Consider the following 24125-nt stretch of genomic DNA (forward strand, 5'->3'; position numbering starts at 1 on the left):
CGACCACAGGGTCTGTCCCCTGAACTGCCGACTCCCCGTCCTGAGAAGGACCACATAGCTTCATCGGAACTTCACCCGAACGTCGGACTCATCAGGAGTGTGCTGCGTGCCCCGAGCGACACCGCCCAACAACCCCTCTCGTCGGTACCGCGCTCCGCGGTTGCTGACCTCGATCGTCGCGGTGGCGGCACTGGCCTGCGGCGGACTCGCCGTGGGTGGTGCGGCCTCGGCGGCACCGGCCGGCGTCCCCGCTGCGGCCGACCTCAAGCTCTCCGCGCCGCTGCGGAACGCGAAGCCCACGAAGACGGTCAGCGCGTTCGTCCGCACCACGGGCGCCGGCGCACTCGAGGTCGACGCCGCGGCGAAGGGCGGCGACCTCACCCGGTCGAAGCGTCCCTCGTCCGCAGCGCAGAGTCGCGTGGAGACCATCGAGTCGACCGTGGCGAAGGTGCGGGCAGCGGTGAAGGCCGCGGACCCGGAGGCCACCGAGCTGTACGCGACCGAGTACACGGTCCCGGGCATCGCCGTCGTCGCGGACGTCGCCGCCCTGGCCGAGATCGCGGAGCGCTCCGACGTCGAGAGCATCGTGGCGCTGACGCCGAAGAAGGTCGTCGAGCCGACGGTCAACGAGGACGCCGGTGCAGCCCCGTCCGGCGTCGACCCCGACACCGTCCGTCCCGGTGCGGAGGGCGTCAGCCCGAAGAACGCCGCGAGTGACCTGTACACCCGGGCCTACGACGCCTGGACCGCGACCGGTCACACCGGCGAGGGCGTCAACATCGCCGTGCGCGACACCGGCCTCGACTACACGCAGGCCGACTTCGGCGGACCCGGCACGACCGCGGCCTACCAGGACGCCCTCGCGAGCACGGGTGCGCCGGCCTCCAGCTGGTACGACCCGTCGAAGTTCCTCGGCGGCTACGACTTCGCGGGCCCCACCTACAACGCGGACCCGAGCACCGCGGCCTACCAGCCCGTCCCACAGCCGGACGCGAACCCGATCGACGGCAAGGGCGGCGACCACGGCACGCACGTCGCCGGTACTGCCGCGGGCTACGGCCTCGACGCCGACAAGACCACCTTCCGCGGCGACTACTCCTCGCTGACGCAGCAGCAGGTGCAGGACATGTGGGTGGGTCCGGGCAGCGCGCCCGAGGCCGGCCTCTACGCCCTCAAGGTCTTCGGTGACGGCGGCGGCTCGACCGACCTGACCGGTGCCGCGCTCGACTGGGTGGGCCAGGCGCTCACCGAGGGCAAGGACATCAACGTCATCAACCTGTCGCTCGGGTCGGACTACGGCGCGACCGACGACCCGGACAACGCGAAGATCGACGCCCTGACCGACCGCGGCGTGCTGCCGGTGATCGCGTCCGGCAACGCCGACGACTTCACCGACGTCGGTGGCGCACCGGGCACCGCCGAGGGGGCCCTGACGGTCGCCGCGGCCGCCGCCGGGCAGAGCCTGTACGACGGCGTCCAGGTGACCGAACCGGCCGACCTCGCCAAGACCTACCGGTCGCAGTACTCGGGTGACTACAAGGGGACGCTGCCCGTCGAGGGCGACGTGTTCGTCCCGACGGTCGACGTCGACGGGTGCGCGCCCTTCACGGGTGACGAGGCCGCTGCGCTGAAGGGCAAGGTGGCGTGGCTGAAGTGGACCGACGGCGCGCTCGAGTGCGGCTCGAAGGTCCGGTTCGACAACGTCCAGGCCGCCGGTGGTGTCGGCGTGCTCCTCGCCGGCACGATCGACATCTTCGACTCGGGCATCGCGGGCAACGCGACCATCCCGGGTGCCGAGCTGACCGCGGACAGTGCTGCGAGCCTCCAGGCCGCTGCGAAGGCGGGCACCCTGCACGTGCGCTTCGCCCAGGAGCTCAAGGGCTTCGACATCGCCCGCGGGCAGGAGACCACCAACACCCTCGCGCCGTTCACCAGCCGTGGCGTCCACGGTTCGGTCGACGACATCGTCAAGCCGGACATCGCCGGCCCGGGCGTCAACGTCATCTCCGCCGCGAACGGCACCGGTGACGGTCGCATGTCGATGAGCGGGACCTCGATGGCCACGCCGCACGTCGCCGGTGTCGCCGCCCTGACGTTCGAGGCCCACCCGGGCTGGAGCGCACCGGAGGTGAAGGCCGCGCTGATGAACACCGCGACCTCCGACGTCCAGCAGAGCGCGACCGACGACCAGCTGGCCACGCTGCTCCGACAGGGCACCGGCCGTGTCGACGCCCTGCAGGCGGTCCAGGACACCACCACGGTCCGCAGCCAGGAGAACGACGACCTCGTCACGGCGTCCTTCGGGGTCGTCGAGGTGAGCGGCCCGACGACCGCGAAGCGCAGCCTGCTGGTGCGCAACACGGCCGACGTCGCACACACCTACTCGGTGGCCTACGAGTCCCGGATCGCGAAGTCCGGCGTCGCCTTCTCGCTCAGCGCGACGACGGTCACCGTCCCGGCGAACGGCACCGCCACGGTCACCCTGACCATGACGGTCGCCGACCCGACGCTGCTGCGCAAGACGATCGACCCGACGCAGGAGCAGACCCAGCAGGGCTACCCGCGTGAGTTCGTCTCGGCGGCCACCGGCCTCGTGACCTTCACGCCGGCCGCGACCGACGTGACGCCGCTCCGCCTCGGTGTGTACGCCGCGCCGAAGCCGGTCAGCGCCGTGCACGGTGACGACGTCACCTTCACGGGTACGTCGAAGTCGAGCACCATCGCGCTCAGCGGGACCGGCCTCGCCCAGGGCACCGGTGCATCGCGGTACTCGGCCCTCGCGGCGCCGTTCGTCCTCGGTGCCACCGACCCGAAGGAGGCCTTCCCGGCCGGTTCGGCGCAGCAGTCCCTCGCGGCCGCTGACGTCCGGGCCTTCGGCGCCAGCTCCACGGCAGTCGGTCTGGCGGACAAGTCGCAGGGCGTCGTGTCCTTCGGTGTCCAGACGCAGGGTCCGGACGCCAACCCGGGTGCCGTCACCAACGTCGAGGTCCTCATCGACACGAACCGGGACGGCGAGCCGGACTTCCTGACCTACGACGTGAAGTCCTCGGTGGTCGACGCGACGTTCGTCACGACGGTGGACCTCAACGACCCGAAGCAGAAGACGGTCGACACCTGGCCGCTCAACGTCGACGAGACGCAGGACACGAACACGTTCGACTCCGCCGTCAAGGTGCTCCCCGTGTCGCTCTCGGCGCTCGGGTACACCGCGACGTCGACGAAGGCCGCGTTCGACTACCAGGTCGTCACCGAGTCGGCGTACGCGCCGGGTGCGGCGACCACCGGGTCCTCGGTCGTGGACGAGACGAAGACGGTCACCTTCGACGCCTTCGCCCCGGCGCTGTCCTTCACCCGTGACGGTGTCTCGACGCCGCTGTTCGCCGACGACTCCGCCATCCGGGTCAACCGGCCGGCGTCGACCACGAACGCCAAGGTCCTCCTGCTGCACCTGCACAACGCGGTCGGAGACCAGGCCGAGGTGCTGACGGCGAACGCCGTGCAGCCGACGCTCGCACTGCGGTCGGGCAGCAAGGCCAGCGTCGGTGGATCGTGGAAGGTCGGACGGACCATCACCGCGAAGCCGGGTGAGTGGAACGCCAGCGGCGTCACCTTCACGTACCAGTGGTCGCGGGGCGGCACGGCCATCCCGGGTGCGACCAAGGCGACCTACACGACGACGACGAAGGACGTCGGGCAGCGCCTGACGGTCACCGTCACGGCGAAGAAGTCCGGGTACACGAGCGGGACGACGACCGCACTGTCCGGGCGCATCTACAAGTAGCGCACGGCAGCACGAGGACGGAGCGGGTGGCCCACGGGCTGCCCGCTCCGTTCATCGTCGGTCCGTGTCAGCGCGCGACCAGTGCGCGTACGGGACAGGTAGTTAGACGAACTAGGTAGTTGATGGGAGTGTTGGTGCATGCGAACGAACACCCTGGTGCAGCTCCGACAGAACCCCATGGAGTGGCGTCGACGTGGGCTCACCCCGCCGGACGTCATCCGGGCGATGGTCGAGGAGCGGCTGGCCGAGCCGGGCCACACCCAGCCGATCGGTGACCCGTCCTACGCGGACTTCTTCCGGGGCTGACGCCCCGACTGCTGCGGGGCGCGTGACGCACCGCGGAACAGACGGGAGGCCCGGTACCAGCTGGTACCGGGCCTCCCGTCGTGTTCGGCGCGGGGGCGCCGACGGTGACGTGACCGGCTCAGTTGCCGATCTTGCCGTCGGCGGCGTTCTCCGCCTTGTCGATCTGGTCGCCGTGGCTCCCGCCGGTGGCCTTGTCGGCTGCGCCGGCGGCCTTGTCGAGGCCGGCGTCGGTCGCCTTCTCGCCCTTGTCGCTGTTCGCGAAGTCCTTGGCCTTGTCGCTGAGGTCGCTCATGGTGTTCCTTCCGTTCGTCGGATCACTGACCGGTCCACCGTGCTCCGGTGACCATCCGTCCACGCCCAGGCGTCGTCGCCGATCAGGCGTCATCGCCGGTCAGGCGTCATCGCCCGTCAGGCGTCATCGCCCGTCAGGCGTCGGGGCGCTCCTCGGCGGCCTCGCGCCCGCGGTCGGTCTCGGGCATGACGTCCTGCGGGGCGCCTTCGGTTGAACCGATGCCGCCGTCGGTGAGGTCCCCGGCCTGCTGGCTGTCGAGCAGGCGGCTCATGTCGTCGATCGGGTCGCTCATGGTGGTTCCTCTCGTCGGTGTGGATCCTGCCTCGGATCGTGTCCGTCCCAGCGTGCTCCGTGCCCGGGGCGTCCTCCACAGGGACCGTCCGGCCGGTGACGCGGAGGTGACCAGCCGATAGACTCGGGTGGACCACCGGCCCGGACGGCCGTGTGCGGTCCTCCGCCAACGTGAGGAGAACCAGATGCCCGCAGCAGTCATCATCGGCGCCCAGTGGGGCGACGAGGGCAAGGGGAAGGCCACCGACCTCCTCGGTTCCCGCATCGACTACGTCGTCAAGTTCAACGGCGGCAACAACGCCGGGCACACGGTCGTCGTCGGCGGCGAGAAGTACGCGCTGCACCTGCTGCCCTCCGGCATCCTCACCCCGGGCGTCACCCCGATCATCGGCAACGGCGTCGTCGTCGACATCGAGGTCCTGTTCCAGGAGCTCGACGCGCTGAAGGCCCGCGGGGTCGACGTGTCGAAGCTCCGCGTCTCCGCGAACGCCCACGTCATCACGCACTACCACCGCACCATCGACAAGGTGACCGAGCGCTTCCTCGGCAAGCGCCAGATCGGCACCACCGGTCGCGGCATCGGCCCGACGTACGCGGACAAGATCAACCGCGTCGGCATCCGTATCCAGGACATCTTCGACGAGAACATCCTGCGGCAGAAGGTGGAAGCCGCCCTCGACCAGAAGAACCACCTGCTCGTCAAGGTCTTCAACCGGCGCGCGATCGACGCGGAAGAGGTCGTCGAGTCGCTGCTGTCCTACGCGGACCGCCTCCGGCCGATGGTCGCCGACACCGCGCTCGAGATCCACCGGGCGCTCGAGCGCGGCGAGACCGTCCTGTTCGAGGCCGGTCAGGCCACCATGCTCGACGTCGACCACGGCACGTACCCGTTCGTGACGTCGTCCTCCGCCACAGCCGGCGGTGCCGCGACCGGTTCCGGCATCGGCCCGGGCAAGCTCGAGCGCATCATCGGGATCGTCAAGGCGTACACGACCCGTGTCGGCGCCGGCCCGTTCCCGACCGAGCTGTTCGACGAGTCGGGGGAGTTCCTCCGCGCGAACGGCTTCGAGTTCGGCACGACGACCGGGCGCCCGCGGCGCTGCGGCTGGTACGACGCCCCGATCGCCCGCTACACGGCCCGCATCAACGGCGTGACGGACTTCGTGCTCACGAAGCTCGACGTCCTGACCGGTCTCGAGACCATCCCGGTGTGCGTCGCCTACGAGGTCGACGGTTTGCGCGTGGACGAGGTCCCGGTGTCCCAGTCCGACTTCCACCACGCGAAGCCGGTCTACGAGGAGTTCCCCGGCTGGTCGGAGGACATCACGGGCGCGCGCTCGTTCGAGGACCTGCCGAAGAACGCCCAGGACTACGTGCTCGCGGTCGAGGCGATGTCCGGTGCCCGGATCTCGGCGATCGGCGTCGGACCCGGTCGTGACGCGATCGTCGTCCGGCACGACCTGCTCGGCCAGGGCTGAGCGTGCGGATCCTCTTCGTCTGCAGCGGCAACATCTGCCGCTCACCGCTCGGCGCCCAGGTGCTGCAGGCGCGTCTCGGGCCGGCCGCGTCGGTGCACATCGTCGAGTCGGCCGGCACCATCGCGGACGACGGCGCCGTCATGGACGGTGCGGCTGCGGCCCAGTCGCAGCGCCTCGGTGGCGCCACCGAGGCGCACCGGTCCCGCTACCTGACCGAGCAGATCGCCGCGTCCGCCGACCTCGTGCTCACGGCCGAGCGCTCGCACCGGTCCGCGGTCGTGCAGCTCGCACCCCGTGCGGCGAAGCGGGCGTTCACGATCAAGCAGTTCGCTCGGGTGCTCGACGGCCTCGAGCCGGGGGACCTCGCCGACGTGCACTCGCCGGAGGCCCTGGTCGAACGGGTCGCGCGCCTCCGCGGTGCCGTCCCGCCGCCGTCCGACCCGGCGGACGACGACGTCGACGACCCCTACCGTCGCTCGGAGGCCACGCACGTGCGGGTCGCCGACGAGATCGACGCCGCACTGGCCACGATCGCCGACGCCCTCCGCGCCGTCTCCTGAGGCCGGATCGTCCGGAACGCGAGTACCCCGTTGCACCCCGTTGTACCCCGATCGGCGGATGGCGAAGCCCGTCGTTCCGGGGATCACGGATGAACATCCGGGGCTGAACCCGTGAATCGGCGGGCTCCGCTGTCGATCGGCACGCTCGGTGTCGTAGCGTTCAGGTACCGCAGCACGTACCCCGAACACGACAGGAGAGCGCGATGAACACGACCATCAACCGGACCGCCGCCGGGACCGACGTCACCCTCGACACCGACACCGTCGACATCGTCGCCGTCCTCGAGGCACAGGCCGCCACCAGCGCCCGTGCCGCGCGGGCCAAGCTCACCTGGACGCTCGAGGGCGACGACGAGTGGATCGCCAACTACGGCGGCTACTTCGGCGGCTCCGTCGACAAGCGCGACGGACGCTACGTGGCCTCGGACACCTTCGGCCTGGTCGTCGGCGACTTCGCATCGCTCGAGGACGCACAGACCGCCCTCGCCGGTCACCTGCACGTCATGCTCCCGTCGGTCATCCGCCCGGTCGCGTAGCAGCCTCCCGCCGTACGACGACGCCCCGCTGGTACAGACCAGCGGGGCGTCGTCGCGTCCGGAGGGGGCGCGTCACTCCGGCAGGCGGTAGTTCCCGACCGTGATCGCGTGGGCACCCTGCCCGGCGAGGACCCGCACGACCGCGTCGGCACGGGCGCGGTTCGGCACCGAGTCCTTCGCCGCCCAGGCCGCGAGCGCGGACTGCAGCTCGTGGTCGTTCGTCACGACGCTCGTGGTGACGGTGCCGCTCCGGTCCTCCGCCTGCACGAAGGCCGTGGCCGACGGCGACGAGTAGAACACGCACGTGTCGAACCAGGTGCGGGAGACGCCGGTCCGCTCGTCGACGAAGCGGGCGAGGCGACGGGCCTGCTGTCGGACCTGCTGCGCGGGTGACGCGCCCTTCGCCTGCACCCGGACGCGCCACCAGTTCTCGGCCTCCTCCTCGGCGTTGAGCACCTTCCGGCTCTGCACCTGCACGGCGAACGGCGGGACGAGGGACGACTCGTCGACCAGGTTCCGGAACGCCGGGTGCACCTCGCTCGGTCGCCGCCCGTCGAACACGATGCCGCCCCACCGCTTGCTCTCGATCACCAGACCGCGCCCGGAGTCGGACACCAGTACGTGGTCGACCTGCGCGACGAACTTCCGCCACGACCCCTGCTCGGTCTCGCCGACCGGGACGAACACGACGTTCGTCATGAGCACGCCGTTGACACCCGCGGCACGACAGGCGCGGAGGATCGCCTGTTCCGACGCCTCCTCCCACTTCATGCCCCGGCGCAGGAGTGCGCGGCTCTCCTCGGCCTCCGACGCGGCGTCCCGCCGGCGGGCCTCCACGGCCTCCACCTGTGCGGCGCGATCCGCCTCGATGCGAGCGGTCTCGTCGCGGTGCTCGGCCTCGCGCTGCGCGAGTTCGTCCCGGCGGGCCCGGTCGGCGGCGTCGAGCTCGGATCGGGCAGAGGTCTGGTGTCGCCGCAGGAGGATCACCAGGACGACCACCACGACGGCGAGCCCCCCGGCGACCGACCACGGCACGAGGTCGCTGGTCATGGACCAACCACACCACGAAGGCCGGCCGGGAGGCACGTCCTGCGTCGGCGCGTCCTCCGCACCTCCGCCGTCGGTCCGGAGTGCGTCCGACGGGTTGCGTCAGCGCAGGTGGTCGGCGAACCGGTCGGTGGTCTCGATCAACGCGTCGAGGATCCCCGGCTCGTCGAACGCGTGGCCGGCGTCGTCGATCATCCGGAACTCCGCCGACGGCAGCGCCCGGTGCAGGTCCCACGCGGTGACGGCTGGCGTGCACATGTCGTAGCGCCCCTGCACGATCACGGTCGGCATGCCCTCGAGGCGGCCGGCGTCGCGGATGAGTTGCGCGTCCTCGAACCAGCCGTCGTGCGTGAAGTAGTGGTTCTCGATCCGGGCGAACGCCAGCGCGGTCGTCGGGTCCGCGTACCGGGCGACGAGGTCGGGCCGGGGCAGGAGGGTGATCGACGCCGCCTCCCAGCTCGCCCACGCGACCGCGGCCGGACCGTGCACGGCGGGGTCCGGGTCGGCCAGCAGTCGCTCGTAGGCGCGGACGAGTCCGCCGGGCCGCCGCTCCTCGACCGGGACGGGAGCGAGGTACTGCTCCCACAGGTCGGGGAGGACGTTCGCGGCCCCGCCCTCGTAGAACCAGTCGATCTCGCTCGTCCGCAGCGTGAAGATGCCCCGGATGACGAGTTCGGTGACCCGCTCCGGGTGCGTCTCCGCGTAGGCGAGCGCGAGGGCCGAGCCCCAGGAGCCGCCGAACACCTGCCACGCGTCGATCGCCAGGTGCGCGCGCAGCCGCTCGATGTCCTCGACGAGGGTCCACGTCGTGTTCGCGGACAAGTCCGTGGTCGGGTCGCCGGCGTGCGGCCGGCTCCGGCCGCAGTTGCGCTGGTCGAACAGCACGATCCGGTAGCGCGCGGCGTCGAAGAGCCGTCGGTGGTCCGGGGAGCAGCCGGCACCGGGCCCGCCGTGCAGGAACACGACCGGCTTGCCGTCGGGTGACCCGCACTCCTCCCAGTACACCTGCTGGCCGTCACCGACGTCGAGCAGGCCGGATCGGTTCGGTTCGAGCGGCGGGTAGAGCTGGCGCACGGGGGTCCTTCCGGCGGAGGGGTGGCGGTCGCTGCCACCGTACCGCCGGGCTGTGGTGCCGGCCTCTGCGAGGAGCGGCGCCGTCACGGGAGGCGGTCGTTCGACGGGGTGCTCGCCGACGAGGACGAGCCGTGCCGACGTCGACGGCGGACGACGGTGACGAGGACGCAGACCACGAGCACTGCCACGCTGACCACCGACAGCCACAGGCCGGCCTGCAGACCGCCGAGGACGAGGTCCGGCGTGGCGCCGGGTTCGACGCCGGCGTCCTCCTGCATCCGGTAGTCGACACCGCTCGCGACGAGGAACGCGATCGTGATGAGCGCGCCGACACCAGCTCCGATCGTTGCCGCCACGACGACGCGCTTCATGTGGTCGATCATCCGGACGGTCACCGGCGCTCCAGCTGGTGCCGACTCGCCGTGAGGACCTCGTCCGCCAACGGCCCGTCCGCTTCGGCGACGGCACGCGAGACCACGATGGCGCCGATCATCTGGGTGAACATCGTCACCGCCTGCTGCCGGGCGTCCGTGGGGGCGAGTTCCGTGCCGGTCTCCTGTGCTCGCTGCACCAGCAGCTCGGTGAGGTTCGCGAAGTACCTCTCGAGTCCGTCCCGGTAGGCGCCCTGGGGCGCAGCGCCGTGCCGCCCGGCGTCGACGGGCAGCGCTGCCGAGGGGCAGCCGGCTTCCGGGTGGTCCCGATGGGCGGCCGTCAGGTAGGTGTCGATGACGGCGTCCAGGGCGGACTGGGCACCGTCGGCGTGTTCTGCCCGGATGGCATCGACGGCCGCGAGCGACTCCGCGAAGCCCTTCCGGTAGACCTCGAGCACGAGGTCCTCCTTCGAGGCGAAGTGGTTGTAGAACCCGCCGTTGGTCATCCCCGCGGTGTTCATCAGGTCCTTGATGCCGACGCCGTCGACGCCGCGGCGCTTGAAGCCCTCGCTCGCCGCGCGGACGATCTCGTCGCGGTTGCGTTCCTTCTGGGCTTGCGTGATCCGGGGCATCGCGGTTCCTCCTCGCGGTCGGCTCGAGCGCGGATGACTGCGCTCGTGACTCTTTGATGTTAGTCGACATCATCGGGGTTGACAAGGAATGATGTCGGGCAACATCATTGGTTCTGCGTCGACCGGCGCACTCGAGGGCATCGCGGAAGCCGCCCGAACCCACCTGAAGGACCCACCCATGTCCGAGATCACTGAGACCACCGACACCACCGCAGCCCGCACCCCGGCGTACAGCATCACGGAGGTGTACGAGGTGCTCGACCCCGCTGGCGCACGGCGGTACTCCGAGGTGACCCCGGCCACGGTGGAGGCGTTCGGCGGCCGCTTCGTGGTCCTCGGTGCCCAGCCGGTCGTCGCGGAAGGCGATGCCGGCGCCGTGCTCGCCGTCGTCGAGTGGCCCGACATGGAGACCCTGCAGGCCTGGTACGAGTCGGAGGCGTACGCTCCGGCTCGAGCGATCGCCGCCACCGCGATGCGTCGGCGCCTGGTCTTCCTGCCCGGCGTGCCCGCCGCGGTCTGACCGCACGTCACGACGACGCCGGACGGGCGACGGACGGGAGGCTCCCTACCGGTCGTGTCCGGACCCGCCGCTCACACGGGGGGGGGGGGGGGGGGGAGAGCCTCCCGTCGGTTCGGTGCTACTGCTCCGTTGGCGTGATGCGGGGCAGCGTGCCCAGCCGTCGACGGACGAGGACCGCGGTCCCCGCGGCGAGCGGCAGGAGCGCCGTCACGCCGAGCAGCCCGAGGCCGTGTGCGGGGTGGACACGGCGTTCGGGCAGGGCGTGTTCGAGAGCAACGCGTGCAGCGATCTGGACCCCGCGCTGGCGTCACCCGACGCGGAGTGCCGCACCCTTGCTCGGGTACGTGGACGGTGTTGCGTTCAGCGCCCCTTCACCGGGCATTTTCGCGGGGCAGTCATACGGGAATCCCCAGGTCAAGCAGGACACGGGAAAGTTGTCGTGGTTGTCGCCGCCAGCCCTGTACCGGTGGACGACCGCTCATCGGACGGCGATGTCGATGTCCAGGAGTAGGTAGGATGGTCTACCTAACGAGGAGGGCGCTGCCATGTCTGACGTCGCGCTGTCGGCTCGAGACCGACTCCTGACTGCTGCTGCACGCTTGTTCTACGCGCACGGGATCGAGGCGACGGGCATCAACGCGATTACCGCGGCAGCCGGGGTCGCGAAGATGAGCCTGTACAACAACTTCGCCTCGAAGGACGACCTGGTGAGCGCGTACATCGAGGCTCGGCATCAGGAGTGGTTGGGGCTCTATGCCGTCCGTGTCAGCGGTGCAACCACGGCTGCGGAGCGGGTCACGGCTGTGTTCGATGCGTACATCGACCACGCAGAACTCGGGTACGAGCACGGGTTTCGTGGTTGCGGCTTGCTGAACGCAGCCGCGGAGCTACCGGTCGGTGCCCGCGGCCGTGATGCAGTCCGTCGGCACAAGGAGCAGGTCGAGTCGATCCTGGTGTCACACCTGACGGAGCTGACTTCTCCCGCGACCGCGACCGCCTTAGCGGAGCACTGCTCGTTCCTGCTCGAAGGCGCGATGGCCCGCGCCGGTCTTGAAGGCGCATCGACCCGACTCGTCCACGCGCGAGTCCTCGCCAGCTCCTTGGTGGCAGGGCTGTGAACACACGGGCAGTCGGTATCGGCGCGATTGTCATAGCCGCGCTGCTCTGGGGCACGACCGGAACCGCGGCAACCTACGCCCCCGACGTTGGCCCGCTCGCCATCGGCGCCGTCTCGCTCGGCCTCGGCGGGCTCCTGCAGGCAGCGATCGCTGTGCCTGCGCTACGCCGTGAACGGTTCGCCATCCGCCGCCATTGGCGCGTCGTCGCGCTGGGGGCCCTGTCCGTGGCGATCTATCCGCTGGCGTTCTACAGCTCCATGCACCTCGCCGGAGTCGCAATCGGCTCAGTCGTGTCCCTCGCCTCCGCACCCCTCGCTTCGGGAGTACTGGAACGCGTCATCGACCGCAGCACACTCAGCCGGCCGTGGATGGTTGCTGCCGCGATCGGCGTCGTCGGCAGCGCCTTGTTGTGTCTGTCTAAGCTCGATGGGCACGGCGGAGCGCTCACGTCGACGTTGATGGGGATTGGACTCGGACTTGTCGCCGGCATCACCTACGCCGGTTACTCGTGGGCCGCACATCGACTCATGCATGACGGGCTCGGCCGGGCGGCCTCGATGGGTGCCGTGTTCGGCGGGGGAGGTCTCCTCCTCATGCCGGTGCTGCTCCTCACTGGCGCCCCACTCCTGGCAACGCCAGGAGCGGTGACGGTCGGGGCGTACATGGCTCTCGTGCCGATGTTCGCCGGGTACGTCCTGTTCGGTTACGGTCTCTCGCAAGTCCCTGCGAGCACCGCGACGACCCTCACCCTCATCGAACCGGCAGTCGCCGCCATCCTCGCCGTACTCGTCGTCGGGGAACAGCTCACCGTCGTGGGGTGGGTTGGTCTCGGGCTTATCGGCGTTGTTCTCGTGATCCTGACTACAGCTCCCACGACCAAGCCCGGGGCGAAGGCCCCGGTGCAACTCGAACGAGCCGGGGAACAGAATCTGCACCGCTCAGACGACCGCAGCTGAAAAGGGCGGAGTGGAGAAAGGGCTCGCCGCTCTCCACTCCGCCTTCCCAGCACCCTGACCTCGATCTCGTGACGTCAGTCACGAAGGAGTCCCGGGCAGTGCTCTTTCACCGAGGCGCGGGGAGCGAGGCGGCCCACTGCGTCAGCGTGGTCGAGAACAGCTGCGGGTCACTCGCGTGCATGGCGTGCATCGCTTCGGGGAACGATCGGTAGTCGAGGTCCACCTCGGCAAGCGTGATGAGCTCGCGAGCCTTCGTCGCCTGCAGGTCGCTCATGGCACCGATCAGGACGCCTGTGTCAGGGTCCTCGGTACGAGCGTGGTGGGTGAGCAGGATGGGCGTGGTCACCCGGGACAGCAACTCCTCACTCCGCACGGTGCCAGCCATGGTTCCGTCGAGGAACGCCCGGCTCCACTCAGGGTCGTACTCCTGGAACGCCTGGGGGATCTTCTCGAAGGAGCCCATCATCTGTGCCAGCGGCGACGGAGACGCCTTGGCCGCGTCGAGGAAGCCTGCCCAGTCCGCGATGGACCACTGGTCACCGATGAAGTCGCGCCACAGTTCGAGCACCGGACCCGACGACTGACGCTGGGACTGACCGAACGCGGGGTCGAGCTCGCCGGAGAACAGGGGCGGGTCCTCGAGGACGGCCCCGCGGATCTGGCCCGGCATGGCGTACGCGGAGAGCCACCCGGCCAGAACCCCACCGGACGAGTTGCCGCTGACGATGACCGGTTCACCGATGACGACATTGATGAACCGCACGAGGTCGTTGCCGAGGATGTCGAAGGAGTAACGGCCCGGGGTCCAGCTGCTCCGCCCCTGGCCGCGCATGTCGACGGCGAACACGTGGAAGTCCTCGGAGAGCAGCCCCATCGCCGCTTCGTAGCCCCACCACGACTCGGACTGCCCCGGGATCAGCAACAGCGCGGGCTTGGACGGGTCGCCCGCTTCGGCGTAGTTCATGACGATCTCTCCGAGATCGACGTGATGATCGGCGTAAGCGTGCTCGATGCAGGATCGGCCGTAGGTCTTGTGCTTCCGGATCTGGTCGAGGACGGCAGATGTGTCGCTCATGGGTTCCTTCTTCGTCGTTGTCCCCCTCGGACCACCCGAGGAAGTTGAATCTTCAAACACCATACACGTTTCAGTTGAAGATTCAACTAGCGGTACGCTCGACTCATGCGTACCCACCGAGGCGGTCCCCACGAGCTGTTGACACGTGAGGAACGTGAAGCGTGGTTGGCGATCCTGGCGCTCACGCTCAAACTGCCCGCGGCGCTCGACGCCACACTTCGCGAGACTGGCGACGTGCTCCTGGTCGAGTTCATCGTGCTGTCGTATCTCGCCGAAGACCCGGGGAGCAGCAGGCGCATGAGCGCCATCGCGAAGGAGTCCCACCTCTCGCCGTCACGGACGACGCATCTCGTCGGGCGCCTCGAGAAACGCGGCCTCGTCACGCGCCACCCCTCAGACGATGACGGCCGCGCCATCGTCGCGACCCTCACCGCCGAAGGCTCCGCGTTGGTCCGCGAGCTGTCACCTGTTCACGCGGAGGACGCACGGGCTCGCGTGTTCAACAAGCTCTCTACCGAGCAGATCGACGCACTGCGAGACATCGCCAGGACCATCACCGACAGCTGACGCGCTCAACCTCTCCAACTCCGCCCGCGATCGGCTATCGGACGCGCTCGGCAAAGGATCCCCTATCGAGGCGGCCGAAAGGTTTGCCGATCGAGGCGCAGCGGGTGGCCAAGGATGCGACGGACTATTCTCGACTCTTCACGTCGATCGGAGCTTGACCCACCATGACTGCCATCCAGGTCATCACCGTGCCGTTCGACGCTGGCGTGGAGGGCGAGCGCATGGGTGCCGGCCCCGACGCCCTAATCGCGGCCGGACTTTTGGGCCGGCTGGGGCTGTGCCACGACGTCGATGCGGTTCGAGTAGTACCAGCCGACCGTTGGCGCGCAGAGCTCCGCACCACTTTCACGCTGCACCACGATGTCGCTCAGCACGTACGAAGGGCTCTCGTCGCGGAGCGCGCACCGCTTGTGCTCTCCGGAGATTGCAACATGACGGTGGCAGCGGTCGCGGGGTTGGGCACGGGCAGGCGAACAGGGGTCATCTGGATCGATGCTCACGGCGACTTCAACACCCCGGACACGGACCCGGATGGTTACCTGGACGGGCAGGGGTTGAGCATGCTCACGGGGCGCTGTTGGACAGCGCATACCCGCTCTCTGACGGGCTTCACGCCGATCTTGGACCACCGCGTGCTCCTTGTCGCTGCGCGCGATCTGGACGATGAGGAAAGCCTCGCGCTCGATGGTTCGGACATCGGCACCCTGAGCGCGCAGGAGTGCCAGAACCCAGTCACGCGAGGTACCGCCCTCGCTCGACTCATCGCGGACGTCGATCGGGTGCACGTCCACTTCGATGCTGATGCTCTCGATCCGGAGATCGCTCCAGCGAACAGTTACGCCGCATCGGGTGGCCTCCAGCCCGATGAAGTGATCGCTCTGATCAGCGAGCTGTCCGCGCTTCGCCCCGTGGTGAGCGCGACGATTGCGTCCTGGGACCCGTCCTTCGATCGAGAGGCGCGACTGGGGCGAGCGCTGACCGAGGTGATCGAGGCGATCGCGCTGGTCATCAATCACTCGTGACCAGGCGTGCGAGTCCTGCTCTGACTTCAACCACGGACCGATAGAGAACGTCCGGAGAGGGATCGGCTATCGGACGGTCCGAGCGGCAACCCACTCGCGATCGAGCATGGCGTACTGGTAGCCATCAACCCAGCCCAGGTCGGCGTGCCAGGAGTCCTCGATGCCGTGCTGCTCGCGTCGCATGCCGTTCTTTTCGAGGACGCGGGCTGAGGCGATGTTGTCGGCGTTGCAGCTCGCTGTGACGCGCCGGAGTCGGAGCACGTCGAACGCTGCGGTCAGGAGGCCGCGTGCCAGGTCCGTTCCCAGCCCTTGTCCGGCGAGGTCGGGTTGCAGCATGTAGCCCATGACGCCTTGCGTCGCCCGGGGCATGCCAGGTTGTCCCAGGCCGTCGGTGACGTCGAGGAAGCCTAAGCCGGCGAGCCGGCCGTCCAGCTCGGCGATGCACGAAAAGTCGGTGTCGCTGTCGGGGATGCTCGCCCACTCTTGGGCGTAGGCGTCCGGGTCGACGTGGGTGCGAAGCATGAACCGGTTGACGACAGGGTTGTTCCGTAGAGCGACGAGCTGGTCTGCGTCCTCGGGCTGAGGGTCGCGGAGGAGGAGAGCCCCGCTCCGAGCGGGCCAAGGAAAGGTGCGCACCCCGTCATCCTCCCAAGAGTCAGGCTCGGTGACCGATCGGCTATCGAGACACCGCACCTGCCGTCCGACAACGACTGCGCAAAGCACTGGCGGGAACCCGGTTCCCGGATTCCCGCCAGTGAGTCACCGCTTCGCGGCGCTTGCTACTTGCTCTTCTTGTGCGAGGTCTGCGTGGTGCTGGGGTGCGACTTCGCGTACTTCGACGTCACGAACTTGCCAGTGACCGAGCTTCGCGACGAACCGCCGCTGCTCTTGCCGGACTTGGCCATGACTCCGCGCTCCTTCCTGCCGCGAGCGAGCGGACGGTCCACCCTCTTCGACGCCGCTATGGTCGCGCAGAATGGCGCATGTTGTGCCGCGACACACCGCTAACCACCACATGTAGTGGTTGGCGGCGGCGTCGATGGTTCGCGCAGGACTCCGTTGGCGCTCAGAAGCCGCCAGCGGGGCGCACCTGGTAGTGCTCCTCGAGTGCGGTGACCTCGTCTGCGGTGAGGTCGATGTCGACGGCTGTGGCAGCGTCGTCGAGGTGGTGTGGCTTTGTGGCGCCGATGATGGGTGCGCTCACGACTGGGTTGTTGAGGACCCATGCCATCGCGATCTGCGCCATCGGGACGTTCCGTGCTTCGGCGATGTGCTGCACGGCGTCGATGACGGGACGGTCACGTCCGGTGTCGGCGAAGAAGCTGTTACCGACCGGGTCGTCGGAGGAGCGCTTGGTCTGCTCACCGGCGGGGCGGGCGACGCGGCCCTTGGCGAGGGGGCTGTAGGGGATGCTGCCGACGCCCTGGTCGGCGAGGAGACCGAACATCTCGCGCTCTTCTTCGCGGTAGAGCAGGGAGTACTGGTCCTGCATGGACACGAACCGCGTCCAGCCGTGGAGGTCGGCTGCGTGCTGCATGTTGGCGAACTGCCACGTCCACATCGCGGACGCGCCGATGTAGCGGGCCTTGCCGGCCTTGACGACGTCGTGGAGGGCTTCCATCGTCTCCTCGATCGGGGTCTCCGGGTCGAAGCGGTGGATTTGGTACAGGTCGACGTAGTCGGTGCCGAGGCGGGTCAGGGATGCGTCGATCTGCTGCATGATCGCCTTGCGAGACAGGCCGGCGACGTGCAGGCCCGGCCCGGTGCCGGGCTTGTCGGAGAAGTGCGCCTTGGTTGCGAGGACGATTTCGTCGCGGTTGGTGAACTGTCGGATTGCTTCGCCGACGATGCGTTCGGAGTCGCCGTAGGAGTAGACGTTGGCGGTGTCCCAAAAGGTGATGCCGAGGTCGAGGGCCTGCCGGAAGTAGGGCAGGGCGTCGTCCTTGGGGAGGGACCACTGCAGATGGCCGCTGGCGGGGTCGCCGAAGCTCATGCAGCCGAGCGCGATGCGGCTGACCTTCAGTCCGGAGTTACCGAGGCGGGTGTACTTCACGGGTGGGTCCTTTCGATGGGCACGACGAGGCGACTCATGGTTCGGTCGTTCGGGGTTCCTTCACGCTCGCGGCGTCCTTCGTCGCAGCCCAGTGCGCAAGGAGTTGCAGGCTGTCGTCGGAGGGCGATCCCGGAACTGCGATGTAGGTGATCAGGGCGAGCCCGCTTCGAGAGCTGACGCCCAGTGACTCGAACGTCAGGTCGAGGTCTCCGACGATCGGGTGGTGCACGAGCTTCTCCCCCGCCCGGTGCTCCCGCACCGTGTGACTGGCCCAGAGCGTGCGGAACGCCTCGCTTGCCAGTGACAGCTCCCCGACAAGGGCAGCGAGTGCACGATCCGCCGGGGCACGGGCCGCCTCAGTGCGGAGCACCGCGACGCTCTGCTCAGCGACGCTGTCCCAGTCGCGGTAGAAGTCGCGCGAGCGAGGGTCGAGGAAGATGTACCGGCCGAAGTTCACCGACCGGCTCGGAGTACCGAACAGGTCGAGGTAGAACGCACGCCCCAGCGCGTTCGACGCGACCACGTCGAGCGTGGTGTTCTGCACGATCACCGGCATGCCCGTCATGCCGTCCACAATCTGCTGCACGCCCGCACTCACGCTGCCCGGTTGTGATCGCTGCGCAGAGCGCCGCGGCCGAAGGTGGGTCGGCGCGTTGGCGGCTCGAACGAGGTCGGCCAGGTGGGCCGCTTCGACGTCGTCGAGGAGCAGAGCACGAGCGACACCGTCGAGGACGCTGTCAGAGACGCCGGTCGCGTTGCCCCGTTCGAGGCGTGTGTAGTACTCGGTGCTGATCCCGGCGACGAGGGCCACTTCCTCACGGCGCAGCCCAGCAACTCGGCGGCGTCCGCCGAAGTCCGGCAGGCCAATCTGCTCCGGCAGGAGCCTGGCCCGCCGCGATGTGAGGAAATCGCGAATCTCCGCCTGAGTGTTCACGCCTCGACGGTACGTCAGCGGATCGCCGGCAGGGGGTCCCTGTCAGTGACCGTGTAGCCGGAGTCTGTTTCCGGCCGTGACGGCGTCGTTCACTTGCGGTGTTCCCGATCGAAAGGCACACCCATGACTGACTCCACCGTTTGGTTCATCACCGGCGCAGCGCGCGGGATGGGCATTGACCTAACCCGAGCCGCCCTCGCCGCCGGCCACCGCGTCGTTGCCACCGCGCGTGACGCCTCGAAGGTCACCGAGGTGTTCGGCGAGCGGGATGATCTGCTGGCAGTGTCGCTCGACATCACCGACGAAGACGCGGCGCGGGCCGCCGCGGACGCCGCGGTCTCTCGCTTCGGGCGGATCGACGTGCTGGTGAACAACGCTGGCTTGTTCTACGCAGGGTTCTTCGAGGAGATCAGTCCTGAGCAGATGCGGCAGCAGATGGAAACGAACTTCTTCGGCCCGCTCAACGTCACCCGTGCGCTCCTACCCGTCATGCGTCGTCAGCGCAGCGGTCAGGTCGTCACGATCAGCTCAACTGCCGGCCTCGTCGGTCAGGAGTTCGTCGCGGCGTACTGCGCGTCGAAGTTCGCCCTCGAAGGGTGGATGGAGTCCATCCGGTACGACCTCGCGCCGTACGGTGTCTCGACCATGATTGTCGAGCCTGGCTTCTTCCGTACCGAGCTGCTCGTCGAAGGGGCTTCCACCATCTGGCCAGAGTTGTCCATCGACGACTACGCCGAGCGCACCGCGACGACGATCGAGGCGTGGAAGAGCATGAACGGCAGACAGGGGGGCGATCCCACCAAGCTCGCTGCTGGCCTGGTGTCGTTGGTCGATTCCGATGAGCCGCCGCTGCGATGGGTTGCGGGCGCCGATGCCGTGCAGACCGGTGTCGACAAAGCCAACCTGCTTCTTCAGCAGGTCGCCGCACATGAGGAGCTGTCCTCTTCACTCGCTCACGACGACTGACTCCCTCGACCGGCTACCGGACGTCCCCACGGCCGTCCGGTAGCCGATCGGCTAACGGTCACCCGATCGAACGATGCGACGTCTTCCGAGACTCGTAAACGGCAGGAGGAGCACTGGTCCCGCTCCCAGACCCATGCCCGTGAGAGCAACAGCTGTCATCGCCCAGTCACTCTCGGCGACGACTGCGCTACGGCCCGACGGTCCGACGAGCGTGCAGTCGGTGCCAAGCGGCCAGTACGACGGGGTGACACTGATCCCGACCTCCTCCTCGAACTCAGCACCCACAACAGCAGGGTCCGTCAGGCATCCAACTCCATCATCACCGCCGATAAGACGTCCCTGCGCTGCAACAACAGCACCCGCTAGCAGCACAACACCCACGACGACCGCTGTCGCGGCCAAGAACGAGAAGCGCCCCCAGCTCATCAGCGGTAGTCGATTCCTTCGCGGACTCATGGCCACCCAGTCAAGCCCATGGAACGGCCCGTTGGCCGATCGGCTACTGAGACTGCTGGGCTCGGCTGTTTGGCGTCCCTACTACCGCTTGCCGGTGTAGCGGGCCCGGAGCGCAACGAAGGTCACGACGATCGCCAACCCAACGGCCACGACGGGGATCCCATACAGGTGACCGTCGACTCGGGCGAGGAAAGATCCCGTGCCAAAGACGGCAAGCCCGACCGCGAACAAGAACCAAAGCCAGACAGGTGTGCGGCGGCTCGGGTCGGAGTCGTTTTGCATGCACTGAACCTACAACTCTGCGGTCCGACTCACGCCCGTCCCGGTCATGGATCCCCTACCGGAACGACCACGAGCGACCGAGGCGGCGTTCGGTAGCCCACCGGCTACTGAGACGGTCGATACCGTGCCTGGACCGGCCAGTCGTGGCCGGTTCTGCCTGCTGAGTCATCGACAGCACCTTCGAGAGCCTTCGCTCCACCCGCACGTCCGGTCCGAGGCGTCATTCGCGCCTCGCACAAGTAGACAAGGGTCATTGCGCAAGAACGATTGAGCAGCTACGTTGCTCGCATGGCCTCTCGCGACACACCCCGTTCGACCCTCACCGACGCTGCTTCGATGCGGGTGCTGGCCCATCCGACGCGCCTGCGCCTTCTCGGATTGCTGCGCGAGCGAGGTCCGCAGACTGCGGCGCAGCTCGGCGACGTCGTCGACGAGGCCCCGGGCACGGTCAGCTACCACCTGTCCAAGCTCGCCGCGAGTGACCTCATCCAGGCGGCCGAGCCGCAAAGCGCCGACCGGCGCGAGCGCTGGTGGCAGGCCGCAGCACCTCTCACTTCGTGGGAGCCGGCCGACCTGCTCGACGACCCAGCTCGCCTCAGCGCATCGGCCGCCCTCGAGAAGTCGATCGTCCAGGCGAACGCGGCGCGCTACCTCCAGTACGTCGACGCCAGACCGGCCCTGCCGCGGGAGTGGGTCACGGCAGCGGCTGGCGGCGACCGCGCGATCCGCCTCACCGTGACGGAGCTTGCCGCCCTGCGCGCCGAACTCGAGTCCGTCGTCGACCGCTGGGTAGATGTCGGCGCCGCGCACAGCCCAGACGTGGAAGACGGGGCCGAGACGATCGTCCTCGCCTACCACGCCTACCGGCACCCAGGTGGTGCGGGCGCGTGAGTGAGAACTCCCCGCCCACCGGGACGCCCGCTCCCGACGAACGCCATGCGCGCGTTGACGCCGCGAAGAGCGACACATCCGACGAGGGTGGCGACGGCGAAGCCGGTTCGTCGAGTCGCGCGGCCCGCACAGCCCTCTGGGCCGTCGTCGCCGCTCACGCGATCTCGCAGACCGGCAACGTGGTCACGGCCTTCGCGGTCCCCTTCTACGTGCTCGCGCTCGGCGGCTCGGGCGTCGAGATCGGCGTCGCCGCAGCGTTCGCGACGGCGCCGGTGATCATCGGCGGACCGCTCGGCGGGGTCGTCGTCGACAGGGTCGGCCACCGTCGCGCTGCGATCGTGGCGGACGTCGTGAGCGGTGCCTCCGTCGTTGCGATGCCGGTGTTGGCGCTGACGGTCGGTCTGCCGTTCTGGGCGTTGTTGGCGCTGGTCTTCGTGGGCGGCCTCCTCGACACCCCGGGCCAGACCGCTCGCCGCGTGATGCTGCCGGGCCTGACCGAGCGGGCGGGTGTGCGCATCGAGCGCAGTGTCGGCCTCCTCGACGGATCCGAGCGCTTCGCGAAGCTGGTCGGCGCTTCCCTGGCGGGCCTCCTCGTGGCGGCCGTCGGCCCGATCGGGGCGCTGTTCGTCAACGCTGCGACCTTCGCGGTGTCTGCGGTCCTGACATGGGCGCTCGTCCCTCGCGATGTGAAGGCAGCAGAAGCCAACACGGGGATCGGGGGTGCGCGGCGCGGGTCCTTCTGGGCCGACCTCGCCGAGGGAGCCCGTTTCGTCGTGCGGGACCCGCTGATGCGGCTGCTGGTCGGGCTGGTCCTCATCACGAACCTCCTCGATGCCGCTCGCGGATCGACCCTGCTTCCCCTCTACGCCAACGACCGTCTCGGAGGCGCGGCAGCGCTGGGGCTGCTCGTCGCGACCATGGGTGGTTGCGCCCTCCTCGGCAACGTCGCCTTCGGTTTCATCGCCCACCGGGTGCCGCGGCGGGTGACGTTCGCGGTGTGCTTCACACTCGCCGGCGGGCCGTCCAGCCTGGCGTTCGCGCTCGGGGCGCCGTTGCCCGTGCTCGTCGCAGCGACCGCGCTGGCAGGGCTCGCGGCGGGATCGCTCAACCCGATCCTCGCGACAGTCGAACTCGAGCGGGTGCCCGAGCACATGCGCGGCCGCGTCTTCGGCCTCATCAATGCGGGAGCGTGGGCTGGCGTCCCGTTCGGCGCCCTGCTCGGCGGGCTCGCCGCCGACACGATCGGACTCGCTTTCGCATTCGGCATCGTCGCGGCGGCTTACGTCGTGACGACTCTCACACCGCTGACGGGCGGGTCGTGGCGGTTGATGGAGAGGAACAAGTCAGCGCACCACGTCGGAAACGATCGTCCCTGACCTGTCCAGCGACCGACCGGCTACTGGGATGGTGTGTGCGGTGCGACGAAGATGCAGAAGGGGTGTCCGGAGGGGTCAGCGAAGACGATGAGGGGTTCGTCGACGTCGTCGGATCTGTCCGTCAGGACTGTTGCTCCTAGGCGTATGGCGCGAGCCCGCTGCTGTTCGAGCGTGGCTGTCGCGTCGACGGTCAGGTCGAGGTGGAGCATCTGCGGAGGTGAGCCGGTGGGCCACTGTGGCCGGGGCAGGTCAGGGACGAGCTGGAACGCCAGGCGGCGGGTGCCGTCTTCGGCGGTCAGCACCAACCACTCGGGTTGTTCCGTCTCGTCGGAGTCGGGTGCGTCGCCGTCTCGGTAGTGAAGGCCCAGGAGTGACCGGTAGAACTCGGCGAGCTCGCGCGGCGCAGGCGTGTCGATGACGGTCTGCAAGAGCTGTGGAACGTCGTCGAAGGAAGGCACACCCCTGTCTACCGTCCGGGTCACCATCGGTTACCGAGACGCCGTTCGCGGCTCCTACGCTTACGGCATGTCAAGGTGCATCCGCTTCGCCCAGGAAAGGGACTCGCACGCGATCGAGCGGATCGAGAACGACGCGGACCAGCTGCTGATCGATCACCTCCACCCCGAGGTATGGTCCGCAGCTCCCACCGGGACCACGCGACTGTCTGAGCCTGGCTTCCTGCTGATCATCGACGTTGACGGGGATGTCGCCGGCTTCGTTCACGTCCTGGAGACGGGTGACATCTCTCACTTGGAACAGCTGTCGGTAGACCCGCTGCAGTCGCGGCAGGGTCTGGGTCGAGCGCTCGTCGAAGCTGCGAAGGACCATGCTCGGGAACGTGGGTACAGGCGCATCTCTCTCCGCACGTACGCGGACGTGCCGTGGAACGCCCCGTTCTACGCAACGGCCGGCTTCGTGGAGGAAGAGCCAGCCACGCCGTTTCATCAGTCACTGCTCGTGGTCGAGGCCGAGCACGGCCTCGACCGATACGGGCGACGGGTGCAGATGAGTGCGTGGCTTTCGCAGCCGCTTCCGTAGGACGGTCCCCTACCGGTCGATGTTGCGCCGGGGTTAGCCTGCGAAGGTGACAGCGGAGGCAGCAGGTTCGGCGCCGGCGGAGCAGCGCTTGCGCGTGCGAGCGGCGCTCGCGATGGCGGCGGTACTCGCGTGGGTGCCTCCGGCCACAGTCAGCATCGTTCGTCTGAATTGGACGACGGTTCCTTCCCGTGTTCCGGTGCACTGGTCTGGAGCGGGACCTGACCAGTGGGCTTCTGTCGCGTCGGCCTTCTGGTCGTGCATCGTGCCTGGAATTGTCGGAGCCGTGGTGTGCAGCCTGTTGGTAGTGCCATTGTCGTCGGACGTTTCGCGTCGGAGCGCGGCACTCACGATGGGCGCGCTCTCCGCGGGAACCGGGGCCATCGCGTTCCTGTGGCTCGCCATGGCGCTGACCGCTACGGGAACTGGGGCACCGTTCCTGGTGGTCCTCGCCCCACTCGGTTGGGGCGTGCTCGTGTTCGGAGTCGCGCTGCTCACGAAGGCAC

The 24125-nt window shown here is 68.8% G+C and carries 25 protein-coding genes; 14 read left to right on the forward strand and 11 right to left on the reverse strand.

Annotation, left to right across the window (positions count from 1 at the left end; translation table 11 throughout):
* Positions 1 to 106 precede the first annotated feature (106 nt).
* Positions 107 to 3781 (forward strand): S8 family serine peptidase, encoded by a 3675-nt coding sequence (locus DEJ34_RS02460; RefSeq protein ID WP_146236916.1) that lies wholly within the window; start codon positions 107 to 109, stop codon positions 3779 to 3781.
* Between the two features lie 138 nt (positions 3782 to 3919).
* Entirely contained in the window at positions 3920 to 4087 is a 168-nt protein-coding gene (locus DEJ34_RS02465) for a hypothetical protein (protein WP_181419427.1), read from the forward strand.
* 118 nt (positions 4088 to 4205) lie between these two features.
* Here the strand turns inward: DEJ34_RS02465 and DEJ34_RS02470 are convergent, their stop codons facing one another.
* Together DEJ34_RS02470 and DEJ34_RS02475 are read right to left on the reverse strand one after the other, a co-directional pair.
* On the reverse strand, positions 4206 to 4379 hold the full coding sequence (locus DEJ34_RS02470) for an Rv0909 family putative TA system antitoxin (RefSeq protein WP_110823435.1): 174 nt from the start codon (positions 4377 to 4379) through the stop codon (positions 4206 to 4208).
* A 133-nt stretch (positions 4380 to 4512) separates the two neighbouring features.
* Positions 4513 to 4671, reverse strand: a complete 159-nt coding sequence (locus DEJ34_RS02475) for a hypothetical protein (RefSeq protein ID WP_181422246.1) — start codon at positions 4669 to 4671, stop codon at positions 4513 to 4515.
* 184 nt (positions 4672 to 4855) lie between these two features.
* Here DEJ34_RS02475 and DEJ34_RS02480 point away from each other — a divergent pair, with 184 nt between their 5' ends.
* From DEJ34_RS02480 to DEJ34_RS02490, 3 genes are all read left to right on the forward strand, one after another.
* Positions 4856 to 6148, forward strand: a complete 1293-nt coding sequence (locus tag DEJ34_RS02480; protein ID WP_110911320.1) for an adenylosuccinate synthase — start codon at positions 4856 to 4858, stop codon at positions 6146 to 6148.
* Between the two features lie 2 nt (positions 6149 to 6150).
* Complete coding sequence (locus DEJ34_RS02485; RefSeq protein ID WP_110911321.1) at positions 6151 to 6708, forward strand: arsenate reductase/protein-tyrosine-phosphatase family protein; 558 nt, start codon at positions 6151 to 6153, stop codon at positions 6706 to 6708.
* A gap of 203 nt (positions 6709 to 6911) precedes the next feature.
* Complete coding sequence (locus DEJ34_RS02490; protein WP_110890790.1) at positions 6912 to 7244, forward strand: RNA-binding protein; 333 nt, start codon at positions 6912 to 6914, stop codon at positions 7242 to 7244.
* A 72-nt stretch (positions 7245 to 7316) separates the two neighbouring features.
* On the opposite strand, the gene DEJ34_RS02495 is transcribed toward DEJ34_RS02490, so the two are convergent.
* The 4 genes from DEJ34_RS02495 to DEJ34_RS02510 all read right to left on the reverse strand — a co-directional run bounded on the left by DEJ34_RS02495 (position 7317) and on the right by DEJ34_RS02510 (position 10368).
* On the reverse strand, positions 7317 to 8294 hold the full coding sequence (locus tag DEJ34_RS02495; protein WP_110911322.1) for a nuclease-related domain-containing protein: 978 nt from the start codon (positions 8292 to 8294) through the stop codon (positions 7317 to 7319).
* 99 nt (positions 8295 to 8393) lie between these two features.
* Positions 8394 to 9365: a prolyl aminopeptidase gene (gene pip, locus DEJ34_RS02500; protein WP_110911323.1), complete on the reverse strand. Its 972-nt coding sequence runs from the start codon at positions 9363 to 9365 to the stop codon at positions 8394 to 8396.
* 83 nt (positions 9366 to 9448) lie between these two features.
* A complete protein-coding gene (locus tag DEJ34_RS02505; protein ID WP_110901078.1) occupies positions 9449 to 9760 on the reverse strand; it encodes a hypothetical protein in 312 nt (103 codons plus the stop codon).
* On the reverse strand, positions 9757 to 10368 hold the full coding sequence (locus DEJ34_RS02510) for a TetR family transcriptional regulator (RefSeq protein ID WP_110911324.1): 612 nt from the start codon (positions 10366 to 10368) through the stop codon (positions 9757 to 9759). Before DEJ34_RS02510 ends, DEJ34_RS02505 begins: the two co-directional genes overlap by 4 nt.
* Positions 10369 to 10546: 178 nt before the next feature.
* Here DEJ34_RS02510 and DEJ34_RS02515 point away from each other — a divergent pair, with 178 nt between their 5' ends.
* From DEJ34_RS02515 to DEJ34_RS02525, 3 genes are all read left to right on the forward strand, one after another.
* The gene (locus DEJ34_RS02515; protein ID WP_181420633.1) at positions 10547 to 10888 is read left to right on the forward strand and encodes a DUF1330 domain-containing protein; all 342 of its coding nucleotides are present in this window, start codon (positions 10547 to 10549) and stop codon (positions 10886 to 10888) included.
* A gap of 545 nt (positions 10889 to 11433) precedes the next feature.
* Positions 11434 to 12006 carry a TetR/AcrR family transcriptional regulator gene (locus DEJ34_RS02520; RefSeq protein WP_110911326.1) on the forward strand — a complete coding sequence of 191 codons (573 nt, stop codon included), beginning with the start codon at positions 11434 to 11436 and terminating at the stop codon, positions 12004 to 12006.
* Complete coding sequence (locus DEJ34_RS02525) at positions 12003 to 12962, forward strand: DMT family transporter (RefSeq protein WP_110911327.1); 960 nt, start codon at positions 12003 to 12005, stop codon at positions 12960 to 12962. The genes DEJ34_RS02520 and DEJ34_RS02525 overlap by 4 nt, the downstream gene beginning before the upstream one ends.
* Before the next feature lie 106 nt (positions 12963 to 13068).
* Here the strand turns inward: DEJ34_RS02525 and DEJ34_RS02530 are convergent, their stop codons facing one another.
* Positions 13069 to 14037 (reverse strand): alpha/beta fold hydrolase, encoded by a 969-nt coding sequence (locus DEJ34_RS02530; protein ID WP_110911328.1) that lies wholly within the window; start codon positions 14035 to 14037, stop codon positions 13069 to 13071.
* 105 nt (positions 14038 to 14142) lie between these two features.
* Between DEJ34_RS02530 and DEJ34_RS02535 the strand changes: the two genes are divergently transcribed.
* Together DEJ34_RS02535 and DEJ34_RS02540 are read left to right on the forward strand one after the other, a co-directional pair.
* A complete protein-coding gene (locus tag DEJ34_RS02535) occupies positions 14143 to 14604 on the forward strand; it encodes a MarR family winged helix-turn-helix transcriptional regulator (protein ID WP_110911329.1) in 462 nt (153 codons plus the stop codon).
* Positions 14605 to 14768: 164 nt separating this feature from the next.
* Positions 14769 to 15626: an arginase family protein gene (locus tag DEJ34_RS02540; RefSeq protein ID WP_110911330.1), complete on the forward strand. Its 858-nt coding sequence runs from the start codon at positions 14769 to 14771 to the stop codon at positions 15624 to 15626.
* A 66-nt stretch (positions 15627 to 15692) separates the two neighbouring features.
* On the opposite strand, the gene DEJ34_RS02545 is transcribed toward DEJ34_RS02540, so the two are convergent.
* The 3 genes from DEJ34_RS02545 to DEJ34_RS02555 all read right to left on the reverse strand — a co-directional run bounded on the left by DEJ34_RS02545 (position 15693) and on the right by DEJ34_RS02555 (position 18613).
* Positions 15693 to 16262, reverse strand: coding sequence for a GNAT family N-acetyltransferase (locus DEJ34_RS02545; RefSeq protein WP_110911331.1), 570 nt, complete (start codon positions 16260 to 16262; stop codon positions 15693 to 15695).
* 430 nt (positions 16263 to 16692) lie between these two features.
* On the reverse strand, positions 16693 to 17679 hold the full coding sequence (locus DEJ34_RS02550; RefSeq protein ID WP_110911332.1) for an aldo/keto reductase: 987 nt from the start codon (positions 17677 to 17679) through the stop codon (positions 16693 to 16695).
* Between the two features lie 34 nt (positions 17680 to 17713).
* Positions 17714 to 18613 carry a helix-turn-helix domain-containing protein gene (locus tag DEJ34_RS02555; protein ID WP_110911333.1) on the reverse strand — a complete coding sequence of 300 codons (900 nt, stop codon included), beginning with the start codon at positions 18611 to 18613 and terminating at the stop codon, positions 17714 to 17716.
* Between the two features lie 123 nt (positions 18614 to 18736).
* Between DEJ34_RS02555 and DEJ34_RS02560 the strand changes: the two genes are divergently transcribed.
* The 3 genes from DEJ34_RS02560 to DEJ34_RS02570 all read left to right on the forward strand — a co-directional run bounded on the left by DEJ34_RS02560 (position 18737) and on the right by DEJ34_RS02570 (position 22584).
* Positions 18737 to 19579: an SDR family oxidoreductase gene (locus DEJ34_RS02560; protein ID WP_110911334.1), complete on the forward strand. Its 843-nt coding sequence runs from the start codon at positions 18737 to 18739 to the stop codon at positions 19577 to 19579.
* A 1026-nt stretch (positions 19580 to 20605) separates the two neighbouring features.
* A complete protein-coding gene (locus DEJ34_RS02565; RefSeq protein ID WP_110901172.1) occupies positions 20606 to 21208 on the forward strand; it encodes a helix-turn-helix domain-containing protein in 603 nt (200 codons plus the stop codon).
* The gene (locus DEJ34_RS02570) at positions 21205 to 22584 is read left to right on the forward strand and encodes an MFS transporter (RefSeq protein WP_110911336.1); all 1380 of its coding nucleotides are present in this window, start codon (positions 21205 to 21207) and stop codon (positions 22582 to 22584) included. Before DEJ34_RS02565 ends, DEJ34_RS02570 begins: the two co-directional genes overlap by 4 nt.
* A 20-nt stretch (positions 22585 to 22604) precedes the next feature.
* Here DEJ34_RS02570 and DEJ34_RS02575 read toward each other — a convergent pair whose 3' ends face one another.
* Complete coding sequence (locus tag DEJ34_RS02575) at positions 22605 to 23042, reverse strand: VOC family protein (protein WP_258368316.1); 438 nt, start codon at positions 23040 to 23042, stop codon at positions 22605 to 22607.
* 67 nt (positions 23043 to 23109) lie between these two features.
* Here DEJ34_RS02575 and DEJ34_RS02580 point away from each other — a divergent pair, with 67 nt between their 5' ends.
* Positions 23110 to 23622: a GNAT family N-acetyltransferase gene (locus tag DEJ34_RS02580; RefSeq protein ID WP_110911338.1), complete on the forward strand. Its 513-nt coding sequence runs from the start codon at positions 23110 to 23112 to the stop codon at positions 23620 to 23622.
* Positions 23623 to 24125: the final 503 nt, after the last annotated feature.

The organism is Curtobacterium sp. MCPF17_050 (assembly GCF_003224435.2).
In the GTDB taxonomy this organism is placed as follows: Bacteria; Actinomycetota; Actinomycetes; order Actinomycetales; family Microbacteriaceae; genus Curtobacterium.